Below are 15,678 nucleotides of genomic sequence, written 5' to 3'. Positions count from 1 at the left end.
AAAATATGCTGAGTACAGAATGATCCGTAATGGTGTAATTATAGTTAACAGAATGCTTACATGCATGGTTAACGGACTATTTGCGTCATGTCGGGACACGGAGGTGACCTGAAACAAGGCGTCAGGCCGCAGTTTCGGATCAGAATGGGACGGAAAAGTTAAAGCAGGGGTCGCGAATCAGTGGCCGAGCGCGATCTGCATCAGGGGCGACGATGGATAGGCTATGAGACCGCCGAGTCCGATCGCGACGCCGTAGGGGATCTTCTTTGCCGTAAACAAAAGACGGGGCAGCGGCAGGTTCATCGCCAGAATGGTGTTTTCCTGCTTCCGCAGTACCAGGATGAGAACCGTCAGAAGCCCGCCGAACAGCGATACATAGATCAGAAATTCATAGAGCGAGGCATTCAAGCCGAACCACACGGCGCTGGCCGTCAGGAGCTTTGCATCGCCACCGCCCATCACATTGAGAGCAAACAGAGCAAAACAGGCGGCAAAGACAATCGCACCGGCGAGAAGGTGTAAACCGATAGCCGCCAGCGTTAGTCCCGAGAAGGGCGTAATCACGATGAAACCGGCCAGCAGGATGGCCGAAACACGGTTCGGGATTGTCATCGTGGAAAGGTCGGAAATCGCCGCGAAGGCGAGGCACAACGGAAATACGATGAAAATAGCTGCTTCTACCATATCCTGTTTCCACCTGAAGACAATTTGCCCAGACTATAGTTCAAAGGATTTAACCTTTCGGAAAAGCCTCCGACCGGAATCCCCGCAACAAAAAAAGCCGCCCAAAGGCGGCTTTGATTGTTACCTGCGTATTAATTACTCGGTGCCGGCTTCCTGCAGCGTCGTGCCGAGATCGGTGAACTTGGCATCGATCTCGTCGCCGAGCGTGGTTGCGCCAGCGATCAGGGCAACGGAGATAAGAGCGGCGATCAGGCCGTACTCGATCGCGGTTGCGCCGGACTCATCTTTCATGAAACGTGCGAAAATCTTGGTCATTGCGATTTCTCCTACTTCGTTTTGTTGGTTCAGCACTTCCGCCAACTGTTTCCGTCGATCGGATGAGCAGAAGCTACACAGGCTGCATTGCAATCGGCTTAAAGAAATCGGTTACTAATATATTAACAATCAGCAACCTTTTGATTGGTAAATACAGCGTCAAGACTGTCCCGACGATTTTATGTATTGCGATACTGCTGCCTTTCGGCCTTGCCCTGTGAATCCGGATCATGTTGCAGTCCTAATTTACAGTTTATTCACCAAAACAGGCGATGCTGGCTTATCCGCATTGCGCAGAGGCCAATCAATGACGTCGCATACGAAAACCGCCGTATCGAAACTGCCGGCCGCTGCCGCTATGGGTCTGATCGTTGCCGCCCTCGTGTGCGGCTCGGCTCTGGCCGCTGAGGACATGTTGAGCGTGTATATGAACCATGCACGCGTGCTGAAGCTCGACCGCCCGGTCAGCAAAATCATCATCGGCAATTCGGAAGTGGCAGACGCGACGGTCGCCGATTCCAAAACCATTGTTCTGACCGGCCGTTCCTTTGGTACAACCAATCTTGTCATTCTCGACGCCGACGGCAATGCCATTGTCGATGAGCGTATTCTCGTGTCGATCGACGAGGGCAACACCGTCCGCGTGTTTCGCCAGACAGTGCGTTCCGTCCTGTCCTGCACACCGAACTGCGAAGAGCACGCGACACAGAAGACAGCAGTGGCAAACTGACTTCAACCTGCGAGCGGAGAGCGCTCCGGCACATCGCGGCATCGTTACTTCTTTGCTAAAACTTTCCTTCAGATTTCTGATCTGTGCGAATACGAAATATCAACAGTCGGCATCTAATATACATCTTCCCATGGTGGTTGATGGAAGAACGAGATGTTGAGCCCTCAGAAAATGACAGATGCTGGCCCGGCCGCGGTGTCCAGACGCAAACCGCGCGGCGGAGTGTTGCGTCGGCTGATCGGCGACAGGTCCGGTTCGTCATCCATCGAATTCGCGATCCTGGCTATTCCCTTTCTCGTCGCTGTTGTCGCATCGCTCGAAACCTTTGTCGCCTTTGCCGGCGAGCAACTTCTCGCCACCGCGACCGAAACAATGGCCCGCAAGGTGCGCACGGGGGAAATAACGGCGGCAATGTCGAAAGAGGATTTCCGCAAAGCCTTCTGCGCGGAAATCTCGATCATGATGACCTGTTCGGCGACGGAGGCGAAAAACGCGTCCAAACTGTTCGTCGATGTCCGCAGCTTCTCGGACTTTTCAAAAATTCCGGCTGCCATTCCCCGGATCGGCGGCGCCAGTGGGGACCTCGACACCAGCGGCTTCAAATTTGCGCCCGGCGGGCCGACGACGATTACTATTGTCAGGGCCTACTATCGCTGGGAAGTCATCACGGACCTTGTCCGCCCGTTCATCACCAACTTGCGGCCTGCCGGCACCAGCATGCCCAAGGACTACCTGATGGTCGCCACGGCAGCCTTCCGCACCGAGAGCTATTGAGGAAACCGGGATGAAACAGGCTATCCGCTCTCGTCTCTGCGCTTTTTCGCTGAATGCGCAACGATTGGCAAATTTCTGGCGGGATCGCAGTGGTACGGGCGCAATCGAATTCGCCATCGTCGCGCCCCTGCTGATCGTTGCTTATCTCGGCTCCTTCGAAATGTCGGTCGGCTTCAACACTGCACGCAAGGTGTCACGCGCATCGAGCACCGTGGCTGATGTCCTGACGCAAATGCAGACAGTCGATAAAAAGACCCTCGACGGCATGAAGGACGTCGCCGCCAGTGTCATGTCTCCCTTTGGGATGACGAATTACACGTTGAAAATGACGGGTATCAAGGTGACCGGCCCCGGAAAAGGTATCGTCGCCTGGTCGCGCGATGAAGATGGTGCGACGCCCTACAAGATCGGAACTGTCATTTCGATTCCGAACGACATCAAATCGGTAAACGCCTTTCTGGTGCGTTCCGAACTGGTGGTGCCGCATGAACTTCTGCTCTTTGCACCCGGTCTTGCAGGAAGCGACATTAAAACCATCAACCTGTCCAAAACCTACTATTTCCGCCAGCGCGTCGGAACAGAGATAAAGTGCACCGATTGCACCTGACCTGACATTGCGCCCAACCCGCGGCCAGATTGCAATCTGTTCGCCCACAGAGTATTTCTCGATGCTTTCGTCGCCAGCATGATCGTGCGGGGCGGCAACTTTTGTCCTGCATTCGCGGCCTCTGGGGCTGCTGGCGGTTTTGCGGGTGACCGATGGCGCGAGCCTTTCTTTTTGTTCTTGATTCCTTCGGCATCGGCGGCGCGCCGGATGCCAGCGCCTTCGGCGACGAGGGCGCCGATACGCTCGGCCATATCGCGGAATTCTGCGCCGGTGGGGCCGGCGACCGCCTGGGACTGCGCGCGGGGCCGCTTTCGCTTCCCAACATGTCGGCGCTTGGACTGCTGCATGCCGCAAAGCTCGCCACCGGCCGTCTGCCCGCCGGGATGCCTCTGCCGCAGCGGGTCTTTGGAATGTACGGTGCCGCGACCGAAGTCTCACGCGGCAAGGATACGCCTTCGGGCCACTGGGAGATCGCCGGAACGCCAGTTCGGTTCGACTGGGGCTACTTCGCTTCGCAGGGCGATGCCTTCCCGCCTGAACTGGTCGAGGCAATCTGTCGCGAGGGGGAAGTGCCTGGAATTCTTGGCAATTGCCATGCCTCCGGTACGGATATCATTGCCCGATACGGCGAGGAGCATATGCGCAGCGGCAAACCGATCTGCTACACCTCCTCCGATTCCGTCTTCCAGATTGCCGCCCACGAACGGAGTTTCGGCCTGGAGCGGCTGCTGGCTTTTTGCCAGACGGTGCGCCGCCTGCTCGACGACTTCAATATCGGCCGGGTGATAGCTCGCCCCTTCGTCGGTGAGGCCTCGAGGGATTTCGCGCGCACCGGCAACCGTCGGGACTATTCCGTGCTGCCGCCCGAACCGACATTGCTAGACCGCTTGCAGAGGGAAGGTCGGACAGTTCACGCCGTCGGCAAGATCGCCGACATCTTCGCGCATCAGGGCATCGGACGGCTGATCAAGGCAAACGGGAACACGGAACTGTTCGATGCCACGTTGGGAGCGATGGAAGAGGCTCAATCAGGCGATCTCGTCTTCACCAACTTCGTGGATTTCGACATGCTGTACGGGCATCGCCGCGATGTCGCCGGATATGCCGCGGCGCTTGAGGCATTCGACCAGCGGCTTCCCGATCTGGATAGGAAACTGAAACCTGACGATATCGTCATTCTCACAGCCGATCACGGCTGCGACCCGACCTGGCGCGGCACGGATCATACGCGCGAGCGGGTTCCGGTTCTGATGTTCGGCCCTGGCGTTCGCAGCCGGTCTATCGGAATTCTGCCGAGTTTTGCCGGGATCGGCGAAACCGTCGCCAAATATCTGGGTCTTGCACCCGGCCACCACGGGAGAAGCTTTCTGTGACCGCGCATCTGAAAATGGCCGAGTTGCATTGTCACATCGAGGGGGCTGCCTCACCGGCGCTTGCCCTGCAGATGGCCCGCAAATACAATGTCGATGTAAGCGGGATCATCCGGGACGGTACTTACGTATGGGAAGACTTCAGCCGGTTCCTGACATGCTACGACGCCGTCGCGGAACTCTTTCGTACTGAAGAGGACTACGCGCTCCTGGCCGAAACATATCTTACCGAACTCGCCGACGCCGGCACGATCTATAGCGAGATCATCGTCTCGCCCGATCATGGCAATACGATCGGTATCGGCAGTGACGCCTATATCGCGGGTCTGGCCGCCGGGATCGAAGCGGCCCGGGCAAAGACCGGGATCGAAGGCAGAATGATCATCACCATCATCCGGCACTTAGGCCCTTCGGCGGCCGAGCACACTGCGCTTTATGCCGCCAGACGCACGCATCCGCTGGTCACCGGCTTTAACCTTGCCGGCGACGAGCGCCTGTTTAGCGTGGCTGATTTCGCCCGCGCCTTCGATATTCCGCGCGACAGCGGGCTCGGGCTCACAATCCATGCCGGGGAAATGGCCGGCGCCTTCAGCGTGCGCGACGCTCTCGATCATGTCCGCCCCTCCCGCATCAGCCACGGCGTCCGCGCCATCGAGGATGACGACCTGGTCAGGCGGATCGCGGATGAGGGCGTGGTGCTGGAAACCTGCCCGGGATCGAATGTGTCGCTGCAGGTTTTTCCGGATTTCACCGCGCATCCGCTGCGCGCGCTTCACGCCGCCGGGTGCCGTGTCACGTTGAATTCGGACGACCCGCCGTTTTTTCACACATCGCTTAGGCAGGAATACGAGATCGCCTCGCAGGTCATGGACTTTTCGGACGAGCAGATCGACGGCATGACGCGCACGGCCATAGAGGCCGCCTTTATCGACGAAGCCACCAGAGCGCGGCTTCTGGCATCCCTTTGACGTCTTGCCTGGGATCTGTGACGGGAAATCGCGCTCATGTCGTCGGTCTCCGGCAGAGGGCTGGGGATGACGCTGCAAAGCGCCGCCAGCCCCTTGCGGCGGCTCTCTCTTCTGTGGAAAAAAGAGAACTATCGGATTTCGCGGAGGGCCTTGCCATGGACGGCGTTACAGTCATCAATCACCCGCTCGTTCAGCACAAGCTGACCATCATGCGCAAGAAGGAGACGTCGACCGCCGGTTTCCGCCGGCTGCTTCGTGAAATCTCCACCCTGCTCTGCTACGAGGTCACCCGCGACCTTGAATTAACGATGGAAACCATCGAAACGCCGATGCAGCAGATCAAGGCGCCGGTGCTCGAAGGCAAGAAGCTGGTCTTTGCTTCCATCCTGCGGGCCGGCAACGGCTTGCTCGAGGGGATGCTGGAGCTCGTCCCTTCCGCCCGCGTCTCCCATGTCGGCGTTTATCGCGATCACGAAACGCTGGAGGCCGTCGAATATTACTTCAAAGCGCCGGACAGCCTGTCTGAACGGCTGGTCATCGTCGTCGATCCCATGCTGGCAACCGGCAACTCCTCGATTGCCGCCATCGACAAGCTCAAGGAGCGCGGCGCAACGAAGCTGCGATTCCTCTGCCTGCTCGCCGCACCGGAAGGCATAAAGAACTTTCACGACGTGCATCCCGACGTACCAATCTACACAGCCGCAATCGACAGCCACCTGAACGATCAGGGCTATATCGTGCCGGGCCTTGGCGATGCCGGCGACAGGATGTATGGGACCAAGTAACCTCGACCGTGGCGCGCGGCCCTTCTAAGAGCCCGTTTGACAACTTCAGTGCGTTATTCGCCTGATGATTAAACTGCTCAATGCGGCATAGATCATGGCCTCAGAGAGGTCGATGCGGGCTTCGTAGTCTCGCACGAGGCGTTGATATCGGGTCATCCACCCAAAGGTTCGTTCCCACGAACCATTGCCTTGGCAGGATTGTGGACCCGTTGTCCGTGCGCCGGACGATCTCGACGGTGAAGTTCAGGAACTCTGCTTTATCGAGCAGTTGCCGGCGGTCATACGCACGTCTGCAAACAGGTGCCTGATGGTCGGCCACCGCTTGCGGATCGCATTGAGGATTTCGCACAAGTCCGTCTCCCGGCGACGGCCGTCGCACTGGCAGGCGGCATCAACGGCTCGACCGCCGACCATTCCTCATCCGTCAGATCGCTCGGATAGCGCTTCGTCTTCGTCTCGATCCTGGCCATGCGGCCCCGGCTCTCTTCTGTCCACATCGGCAGCGTGAATCACAGAGAGAAATCAGCGCAAGTTGTCAAACAGTCTCTTAAATGGGCGCCTGGCGATGTGGAGTTGCTGAAACGTGCTGCGGTCGTGGCTATTGAAACTGGCGACGAAGAGTTGGCGCGCCTTGCCCTCGACACCCTGTCTACCAGCCCGGATCGCACGATCCTTGCATTCCGGTTCTATTCAGACCACAGCGAATGGAAGGCTTCTCGGCTATGCGGAGGCGCATAGCCTGCTGACTGTGGAGCGTGAGTCCAAGCCGGGATTTCGCCATTTCCGCACCGAATGCATCGCTGCGTCATCGAGAGACTTGCCAGGCATGCGACGCCTTAATATTTCGTTAACAGCTCTTTTCCTGAGCCGAGCAACATGATACTAAATTAAAGAACTCGAATATTACCAAGCCCCTCACTAGTGATGGTGTACGCCTGTACTGGCCAGATTATCCGGTATTGAGACTTAACAACAGCGGCTGCACATCTTTGCGGCCGCCTGTTCCTGTATGATTTGAGGATTTGGTGCACCGATGGCGATCATCCCGGCCAATACGACCTACATTTATCTGAATGATGCCGGCGAGGCGAAGATGACGATCGAGTGGCTCGATGGGGCCTCGAAGATCGTCTACCTTAAACCGGATGGTACTCAGGACACCAGCGGTACCGGCCACCCTCCTGCTGCCGACGCGGTCGCCTTCCGGCTCTATGCCGACGGAAGCCTTGAGCATTACCGCAGCATCGGTGCAGATGGCGCCGACACCGGGCTGTGGTTTTCACAGCCGGCAGCCGGAACTGGAACGCCTTTCGGACCGGATAATCTCTACACGCATGGCCAACTTACCTACTCCCAGATACTGAGCATCCGGGACGACGGCACCAAGTTCGAGGAGGTCAAGTCCTTTGACGGCGACAACCTCGCTAGCCACCACCTCAGGGAAATCGCCAATCCCGGCAGCGAGAGTGTGCCCCCCGAGCTTGAGGCCAGCATTCAGCCGGCCGACACGACTTACATATATTTGAATGGTGCCGGCGAGGCGAAGATGAAGATCGAGTGGCTCGATGGGGCCTCAGACATCATCTACATCAAACCGGATGGAACCCAGGACACCAGCGGGGCCGGCCACCCTCCTGCCGACGACGCGGTCTCCTTCCGGCTCTACGCCGACGGTAGCCTTGAGCGTTACCGCAGCATCGGCGCGGATGGCTCCTACACCGAGCTGCGGTTTTCACAGCCGGCAGCGGGTACTGGAACGCCTTTTGGACCCAACAATCTCTACACGCATGGCCAACTCACCTACTCCCAGACGCTGAGGATCCGGGACGACGGCACCAAGTTCGAGGAGGTCAAGTCCTTTGTCGGCGACAATCTCGGTAGCTACCACCTCACGGAAATCGCGACCCCCAGCAGCGAGAGTACGCTCCTCGAACTTGAGGCCAGCTTTCAGAACGGCTTTTCCACCGTGACCTTGACGAGCGTGGCGAGCGCGAACCCTATCACGATCAGTGGCACGGGCTTCATCGACGGCCTCGTCAACCTGAACCTTGCTACACTCATTGGCCAGGACGGCGCCAGCATCATCAGCCGTGACGGAGCGGGCTTGATCGGTCAGGACGGAGCCTCGCTGATCGGCAATGACGGCAGCACGCTCATTGGCAGGTCGATCGCGGCCTTGATCGGCAACGACGGCAGCACGTTGATTGGCAATGACGGGAGCACGCTTCTCAACCTTGCCGGCGGATCGGCTTCGATCCTCTCGGGCTCATATGCCATCAGCGGCGGTTCGCTCGTCGCAGCGGGCGGCATGAATCTCATCGGGCTGGACGGCGCGACTTTCGTCGCCAATTCCATGTCGATGTTCCGGGGTTATCGACTGTTCTCGGAAACGAGTTTCGAGACGCCCGAATCCACGGATGGCGACGACACGCTGACCGGTGGGGACGGTGACGACGTGCTGCGCGGCGGTCTCGGCAATGACGCGATCGACGGCGGCGCCGGAAACGACACGCTCTATGGCGCGCACAGCAATCTCATCCGAAACGGTGGGTTCGAGACCGTCTATGCGCCGACCTTCGATGCGGACGGTTACGGCTATCTGACACGCCCCCTCGATGGCTGGGGCCTCTTGTCGGGAGCGAACATCGAACTGTTCAAGACCGGCAGCGCCGGTTCTCCGTCCGAGGGGCGTTACGGCGTCGATCTCGAAGGCAACCAGGCCAACACGAACGTCGCCATCACCCAGGTGGTCGGCGATGCAATAAACGGTCAGCTCTATCGGCTGGCCTTCGACGTTCGCAAGGTCGCGGGCGCCGATGCGGAGTTCGAGGTTTATTGGGGCGGAACGAAGGTCAGCCTCACAGCCGGGGGCGCAACCTCGGTCGAGCCCACCACGGGCGTCACGACCTATTATATCGGCGTCTATGGCGGCGCCGGCACGGGGGCCGACAAGAACCGCTTGACATTCCAGGAAATCGGCGGCGGCGATGCCCACGGCACGCTGCTCGATAATGTCCGGTTTTACGAGGATGCCGGCAGTGCGAACGCCAACGACCCCGCGAGGGACGGAAACGACAGCTTCGTCGCCGGAACCGGCGAGGACGCCGTCTTCGGCCACGCGGGCGACGATGTCGCCTTATTTGCCGATGTGGGAACAGGAACTGACAATTTCGACGGTGGTTCGGGCACCGATCTCCTGATCATGGATTGGTCGACGGCGACGACGGCGATCACCTATCAGGATCTTTACAACAACACCGTCGCCAACATTTCGTCCGTGATCGGGCTTTCGGAAAGCTACCAGCGTTCAGGTGCCGCTCTTGGCCAGGCCGGCCAGACGCTGTATTTTAAGGAGGCCGAGCGGTTCGATCTCCGGGGCGGCTCCGGCAACGACACGCTGAAGGGTGGCGCTCTTGCCGATGTGCTTGCCGGCAATGGCGGCGACGACGTTCTCATCGGCGGCGGAGGGGTCGACGAATTTCTGGGCGGCGGCGGCTTCGACCGTGCGGTCGTGACGCTGTCCGGTGACGGCAGCAACAATGTGACGCTGCTGCTCGCACAGGGCTCCAACACTTTTTTCCTCTCGGACGGCACCAAGCTCTCCTCCATCGAGGCGATCGATCTTGAGGTTGGCGACGGAAACGACACGCTCGACGTGCGCGGAACGGTCGTCAATGCCGTCGGCATCCAGTCTACCGATCCCCTCTTCAAGCGCACCTCGACATTCTTCTCCGGCGAAGGCGGCAACGACACGCTGAAGGTCGATCTCGCCACCTCTTACGGCGCCCACTTCGACGGCGGCACCGGGACGGGTGACCTTCTGTTCATGGACTGGTCGCGGGCGACGCAGGATGTGACGCGCGATGCGAATGGCGGCGGCTACAGCTCCTACTCGCACACCGTCACCGTCGTGAACCACAGCACGACGCACTACTACTACACCGCTTCGTTCGAGAATGTAGAGCGGTTCGACCTGACGGGCGGAACCGCCAACGACGTGCTCTGGGGCGCCGCTGCGTCGGACGTCATCCGAACGATCGGCGGGCGCGATGTCGCGCATCTCGGCGCGGGGACTGACCTTCTCGTCGTCGACTACTCCACGGTCGCCTACAGCATCTTCACCTCTGGCTTTTCGGTGGACGCGACGGAGGGCGGCTACAAGGGCGCCTACTACAAGGATCCCTACGACGACGGCCACCGCATCGACTTTTTCGGCGCCGAACGTTTCAACGTTGCGACAGGTTCTGCCGACGACCGCATCATCACGGGTGACTTTGCCGACACGGTGCAGGGCAATGGCGGCAACGATCGCTTGCTGACGGGGAAGGGTGCGGACACGGTCGACGGCGGGCTCGGGGGCGACGCATGGGCGGCTGACAAGAGCGATGCGACGACGGCGATCACGCTGGATCTGAACCTTGCCGGCGTCCAGGGCACCTATGCGATCGGCACGGCCTCGGCCACGCTGCGGGGCATCGATGCGCTGGGCTATTACGACGGCGCTACGCAGCTCTTCTCGACCGGCGCCGGCAACGATGTTTTGACCACCAGCCGCGGCGACTTCTACGACTATATCGTGACCAATGGCGGCAACGACACCGTCACGATCTTCGACGGCCGCGACGAGGTGGCGATGGGCGCGGGCACCGACACGCTGGTCGTCGACTGGTCGGTGCTGGAGGCCGACTACAGCATCTTTACCTCTGGCTTCACCGGCTCGCTCGCAGCGGGTTATTCCGGCACCTACTACAAGGACCCCTACGACAACGGCAACCGCGTGATTTTCTCGGGCGTCGAGCACTTCATCGTCACCACGGACGACGCCGACGACCGCATCGTCACGGGTGACTTTGCCGACACGGTGCAGGGCAATGGCGGCAACGACCGCTTGCTGACGGGGAAGGGTGCGGACACGGTCGACGGCGGGCTCGGCGGCGACGCATGGGCGGCTGACAAGAGCGATGCGACGACGGCGATCACGCTGGATCTGAACCTTGCCGGCGTTCAGGGCACCTATGCGATCGGCACGACCTCGGCCACGCTGCGGGGCATCGACGCGCTGGGCTATTACGACGGCGCTACGCAGCTCTTCTCGACCGGCGCCGGCAATGACGTTTTGACCACCAGCCGCGGCGACTTCTACGACTATATCGTCACCAATGGCGGCAACGACACCGTCACGATCTTCGACGGCCGCGACGAGGTGGCGATGGGCGCGGGCACCGACACGCTGGTCGTCGACTGGTCTGTGCTGGAGGCCGACTACAGCATCTTTACCTCTGGCTTCACCGGCTCGCTCGCGGCGGGTTATTCCGGCACCTACTACAAGGACCCCTACGACAACGGCAACCGCGTGATTTTCTCGGGCGTCGAGCACTTCATCGTCACCACGGACGACGCCGACGACCGCATCGTCACGGGTGACGGCAACGACATCCTTGACGGCAATGGCGGCAACGACACGTTCCGAACCGGCAAGGGCGCGGACGTCGTCGACGGCGGCGTAACCGTGTCCGGCACGACGACGATCACCGGCTCCGATCGCTGGCAGGCCGACAAGTCGGCCGCAACGGGTGCCATCGCCATCAACCTGACCTCGGCAGCCGTTCAGGGCACCTATGCGATTGCCGGCAAGACGGGTTCGGTGCGCGGCATCGAGGCGCTGGGGACGTTGGACGCGAGTGGGGGCGTCGAGAACTTTTCGACCGGCGCCTACAACGACAACATCATCACCGGCGCGGACGCGCTTGCCGACTACATCGCCACCAATGACGGCGACGATACCGTCAAGGTGGCGGGCGGGCGCGACCAGGTGCATCTCGGCGCGGGGAGCGACCTTCTCGTCGTCGACTACTCCACGGTCGCCTACAGCATCTTCACCTCTGGCTTCTCGGTCGACGCGACGGAGGGCGGCTACAAGGGCGCCTACTACAAGAATCCTTACGACGACGGCCACCATATCGACTTCTTCGGCGCCGAACGCTTCGACGTTGCGACAGGTGCTGCCGACGACCGCATCATCACGGGTGATTTTGCCGACACGGTGCAGGGCAATGGCGGCAACGATCGCTTGCTGACGGGGAAGGGTGCGGACACGGTCGACGGCGGGCTCGGCGGCGACGCATGGGCGGCTGACAAGAGCGATGCGACGACGGCGATCACGCTGGATCTGAACCTTGCCGGCGTTCAGGGCACCTATGCGATCGGCACGACCTCGGCCACGCTGCGGGGCATCGACGCGCTGGGCTATTACGACGGCGCTACGCAGCTCTTCTCGACCGGCGCCGGCAATGACGTTTTGACCACCAGCCGCGGCGACTTCTACGACTATATCGTCACCAATGGCGGCAACGACACCGTCACGATCTTCGACGGCCGCGACGAGGTGGCGATGGGCGCGGGCACCGACACGCTGGTCGTCGACTGGTCTGTGCTGGAGGCCGACTACAGCATCTTTACCTCTGGCTTCACCGGCTCGCTCGCGGCGGGTTATTCCGGCACCTACTACAAGGACCCCTACGACAACGGCAACCGCGTGATTTTCTCGGGCGTCGAGCACTTCATCGTCACCACGGACGACGCCGACGACCGCATCGTCACGGGTGACGGCAACGACATCCTTGACGGCAATGGCGGCAACGACACGTTCCGAACCGGCAAGGGCGCGGACGTCGTCGACGGCGGCGTAACCGTGTCCGGCACGACGACGATCACCGGCTCCGATCGCTGGCAGGCCGACAAGTCGGCCGCAACGGGTGCCATCGCCATCAACCTGACCTCGGCAGCCGTTCAGGGCACCTATGCGATTGCCGGCAAGACGGGTTCGGTGCGCGGCATCGAGGCGCTGGGGACGTTGGACGCGAGTGGGGGCGTCGAGAACTTTTCGACCGGCGCCTACAACGACAACATCATCACCGGCGCGGACGCGCTTGCCGACTACATCGCCACCAATGACGGCGACGATACCGTCAAGGTGGCGGGCGGGCGCGACCAGGTGCATCTCGGCGCGGGGAGCGACCTTCTCGTCGTCGACTACTCCACGGTCGCCTACAGCATCTTCACCTCTGGCTTCTCGGTCGACGCGACGGAGGGCGGCTACAAGGGCGCCTACTACAAGAATCCTTACGACGACGGCCACCATATCGACTTCTTCGGCGCCGAACGCTTCGACGTTGCGACAGGTGCTGCCGACGACCAAGTCATCACGGGTGGGGGTAATGACGTTCTGAATGGCGGTATGGGCGCGGACGGACTGACAGGCGGAAACGGCGATGACACCTATGTGATCGATAATGTGGGTGACACCGTCAACGAGACGGCCGGCGGCGGGACCGCAGATCTCGTCCTCGCCTCGATAACATACACCCTATCAGCCGAAGTCGAAAAGCTGACGCTGACCGGCACGGTAGCGATCAATGGAACCGGAAACGGTCTCGCCAACACCATCACGGGCAATGGCGCGGCCAATCTCATCGACGGAGGCGCCGGCATCGACGCATTGATCGGCGGCGCCGGCAACGACACCTATATCGTCGACAATTCCGGCGACGTGGTGGTGGAGACATCATCGGGCGGCACGAACGACACGGTTCTCGTCTCGGTTTCCTACGCGCTTGGCGCAAGCGCCTATGTGGAAACGCTGCAGACCACGCTCGCCACCGGAACCGGCGCGCTCAATCTCACCGGAAATAATCTTGGCCAGACGATCACCGGCAATGACGGTGCCAACATCATCGATGGCAAGGGTGGCGCCGACACAATGACCGGTCGCGCCGGCAACGACATCTATATCGTCGACAATTCCGGCGACAAAACCATCGAACTGGCCGCCGGGGGGATCGACACCATCCAGTCCGGCGTGACTTGGACACTTGCCACCGAAACCGAAAAGCTGATCCTTCTTGGAACCGCAGCGATCAATGGAACCGGAAATGGTCTCGCCAACACCATCACGGGCAATAGCGCGGCCAACCTCATCGACGGAGGCGGCGGCATCGACACGTTGACCGGCGGTAACGGCAACGACACCTATATCGTCGACAATTCCAGCGACGTGGTCGTAGAGACATCGTCGAGCGGCACGAACGACACGGTTCTCGCCTCGGTTTCCTACGCGCTTGGCGCAAGCGCCTATGTGGAAACGCTGCAGACCACGCTCGCCACCGGAACCGGCGCGCTCAATCTCACCGGAAATAATCTCGGCCAGACGATCACTGGCAATGACGGTGCCAACATCATCGATGGCAAGGGTGGCGCCGACACAATGACCGGTCGCGCCGGCAACGACATCTATATCGTCGACAATTCCGGCGACAAAACCATCGAACTGGCCGCCGGGGGGATCGACACTATCCAGTCCGGCGTGACTTGGACACTTGCCACCGAAACCGAAAGGCTGATCCTTCTCGGAACCGCAGCGATCAATGGAACCGGAAATGGTCTCGCCAACACCATCACGGGCAATAGCGCGGCCAACCTCATCGACGGAGGCGGCGGCATCGACACGTTGACCGGCGGTAACGGCAACGACACCTATATCGTCGACAATTCCAACGACGTGGTGGTGGAGATATCGTCGGGCGGCACGAACGACACGGTTCTCGCCTCGGTTTCCTACGCGCTTAGCGGAAGCGCCTATGTGGAAACGCTGCAGACCACGCTTGCCACCGGCACCGGCGCGCTCAACCTCACCGGAAACAATCTCCGCCAGACGATCACTGGCAATGACGGTGCCAACATCATCAATGGCAAGGGTGACGCCGACACAATGACCGGTCGCGCCGGCAACGACACCTATATCGTCGACAATTCCGGCGACGTGGTGGTGGAGACATCGTCGGGCGGCACGAACGACACGGTTCTCGCCTCGGTTTCCTACGCGCTTAGCGGAAGCGCCTATGTGGAAACGCTGCAGACCACGCTTGCCACCGGCACCGGCGCGCTCAATCTCACCGGAAATAATCTCGGTCAGACGATCACCGGCAATGCTGGACAGAACCAAATTTTCGGATTTGGCGGCGATGACAAGATTTTTGGACTTCAAGGCAATGACACGCTGACGGGCGGCACCGGTAGCGACACGTTCAATTTTACCACGCAGCTTAACAGCGCCAACAATATCGACACCATTGCCGATTTTAACGTAATCGACGACACGATCAGTCTTGCAAAATCAATATTTTCACAGTTGAGCACGGGAACCTTAAACTCCGCCGCCTTCTGGGCCAGCACAGCTGGCATCGCGCAAAATGGATCCCATCGTATTATTTACGACACTGATTCGGGTGCGCTTTTTTATGACGCCGATGGTAATACGAGCAACGGAGTTGCTGCGGTTCAATTTGCAAAGATAGCGGGCGGCCTCGCGCTAACCAACGCAGATTTTATAATTACCTAGTCGCTACAGCAAGAAGCTTACAGTGGAACTGGTTTGCAACTATCTGAG

9 protein-coding genes and 1 pseudogene are annotated in these 15,678 nt (G+C 60.1%); 7 read left to right on the top strand and 3 right to left on the bottom strand.

The window, feature by feature from the left end; translation table 11 throughout:
* Nucleotides 1–177 precede the first annotated feature (177 nt).
* Together PY308_RS02695 and PY308_RS02690 are read right to left on the bottom strand one after the other, a co-directional pair.
* On the bottom strand, nucleotides 178–684 hold the full coding sequence (locus PY308_RS02695) for an A24 family peptidase (protein WP_275787783.1): 507 nt from the start codon (nucleotides 682–684) through the stop codon (nucleotides 178–180).
* Nucleotides 685–819: 135 nt separating this feature from the next.
* On the bottom strand, nucleotides 820–999 hold the full coding sequence (locus PY308_RS02690; protein ID WP_275787782.1) for a Flp family type IVb pilin: 180 nt from the start codon (nucleotides 997–999) through the stop codon (nucleotides 820–822).
* 358 nt (nucleotides 1,000–1,357) lie between these two features.
* Here PY308_RS02690 and PY308_RS02685 point away from each other — a divergent pair, with 358 nt between their 5' ends.
* From PY308_RS02685 to upp, 6 genes are all read left to right on the top strand, one after another.
* Nucleotides 1,358–1,729, top strand: a complete 372-nt coding sequence (locus tag PY308_RS02685; RefSeq protein WP_275790990.1) for a pilus assembly protein N-terminal domain-containing protein — start codon at nucleotides 1,358–1,360, stop codon at nucleotides 1,727–1,729.
* A gap of 171 nt (nucleotides 1,730–1,900) precedes the next feature.
* The gene (locus PY308_RS02680; protein ID WP_275787779.1) at nucleotides 1,901–2,503 is read left to right on the top strand and encodes a TadE/TadG family type IV pilus assembly protein; all 603 of its coding nucleotides are present in this window, start codon (nucleotides 1,901–1,903) and stop codon (nucleotides 2,501–2,503) included.
* Between the two features lie 10 nt (nucleotides 2,504–2,513).
* Nucleotides 2,514–3,110, top strand: a complete 597-nt coding sequence (locus PY308_RS02675; RefSeq protein ID WP_275787777.1) for a TadE/TadG family type IV pilus assembly protein — start codon at nucleotides 2,514–2,516, stop codon at nucleotides 3,108–3,110.
* 152 nt (nucleotides 3,111–3,262) lie between these two features.
* Nucleotides 3,263–4,483, top strand: a complete 1,221-nt coding sequence (locus PY308_RS02670; RefSeq protein WP_275787774.1) for a phosphopentomutase — start codon at nucleotides 3,263–3,265, stop codon at nucleotides 4,481–4,483.
* Nucleotides 4,480–5,448 carry an adenosine deaminase gene (locus PY308_RS02665; RefSeq protein WP_275787771.1) on the top strand — a complete coding sequence of 323 codons (969 nt, stop codon included), beginning with the start codon at nucleotides 4,480–4,482 and terminating at the stop codon, nucleotides 5,446–5,448. Before PY308_RS02670 ends, PY308_RS02665 begins: the two co-directional genes overlap by 4 nt.
* Nucleotides 5,449–5,603: 155 nt before the next feature.
* Nucleotides 5,604–6,233 carry a uracil phosphoribosyltransferase gene (gene upp / locus PY308_RS02660; RefSeq protein ID WP_275787768.1) on the top strand — a complete coding sequence of 210 codons (630 nt, stop codon included), beginning with the start codon at nucleotides 5,604–5,606 and terminating at the stop codon, nucleotides 6,231–6,233.
* A gap of 45 nt (nucleotides 6,234–6,278) precedes the next feature.
* Here the strand turns inward: upp and PY308_RS02655 are convergent.
* A pseudogene (locus PY308_RS02655) lies at nucleotides 6,279–6,730 on the bottom strand (transposase).
* A 536-nt stretch (nucleotides 6,731–7,266) separates the two neighbouring features.
* Here PY308_RS02655 and PY308_RS02650 point away from each other — a divergent pair.
* Nucleotides 7,267–15,630 (top strand): hypothetical protein, encoded by an 8,364-nt coding sequence (locus tag PY308_RS02650; protein ID WP_275787764.1) that lies wholly within the window; start codon nucleotides 7,267–7,269, stop codon nucleotides 15,628–15,630.
* Nucleotides 15,631–15,678: the final 48 nt, after the last annotated feature.

Source organism: Pararhizobium gei (genome assembly GCF_029223885.1).
In the GTDB taxonomy this organism is placed as follows: domain Bacteria; phylum Pseudomonadota; class Alphaproteobacteria; order Rhizobiales; family Rhizobiaceae; genus Pararhizobium; species Pararhizobium gei.
Note: the sequence above shows the minus strand (reverse complement) of the source record. Positions and strands in the feature narration are given on the sequence as shown.

Bases quoted from the DNA above. Each gene is read 5' to 3' on its own strand.
- PY308_RS02695 (WP_275787783.1), bottom strand. From the start codon at position 684: ATGGTAGAAGCAGCTATTTTCATCGTATTTCCGTTGTGCCTCGCCTTC.
- PY308_RS02690 (WP_275787782.1), bottom strand. From the start codon at position 999: ATGACCAAGATTTTCGCACGTTTCATGAAAGATGAGTCCGGCGCAACC.
- PY308_RS02685 (WP_275790990.1), top strand. From the start codon at position 1,358: ATGGGTCTGATCGTTGCCGCCCTCGTGTGCGGCTCGGCTCTGGCCGCT.
- PY308_RS02680 (WP_275787779.1), top strand. From the start codon at position 1,901: ATGACAGATGCTGGCCCGGCCGCGGTGTCCAGACGCAAACCGCGCGGC.
- PY308_RS02675 (WP_275787777.1), top strand. From the start codon at position 2,514: ATGAAACAGGCTATCCGCTCTCGTCTCTGCGCTTTTTCGCTGAATGCG.
- PY308_RS02670 (WP_275787774.1), top strand. From the start codon at position 3,263: ATGGCGCGAGCCTTTCTTTTTGTTCTTGATTCCTTCGGCATCGGCGGC.
- upp (WP_275787768.1), top strand. From the start codon at position 5,604: ATGGACGGCGTTACAGTCATCAATCACCCGCTCGTTCAGCACAAGCTG.
- PY308_RS02650 (WP_275787764.1), top strand. From the start codon at position 7,267: ATGGCGATCATCCCGGCCAATACGACCTACATTTATCTGAATGATGCC.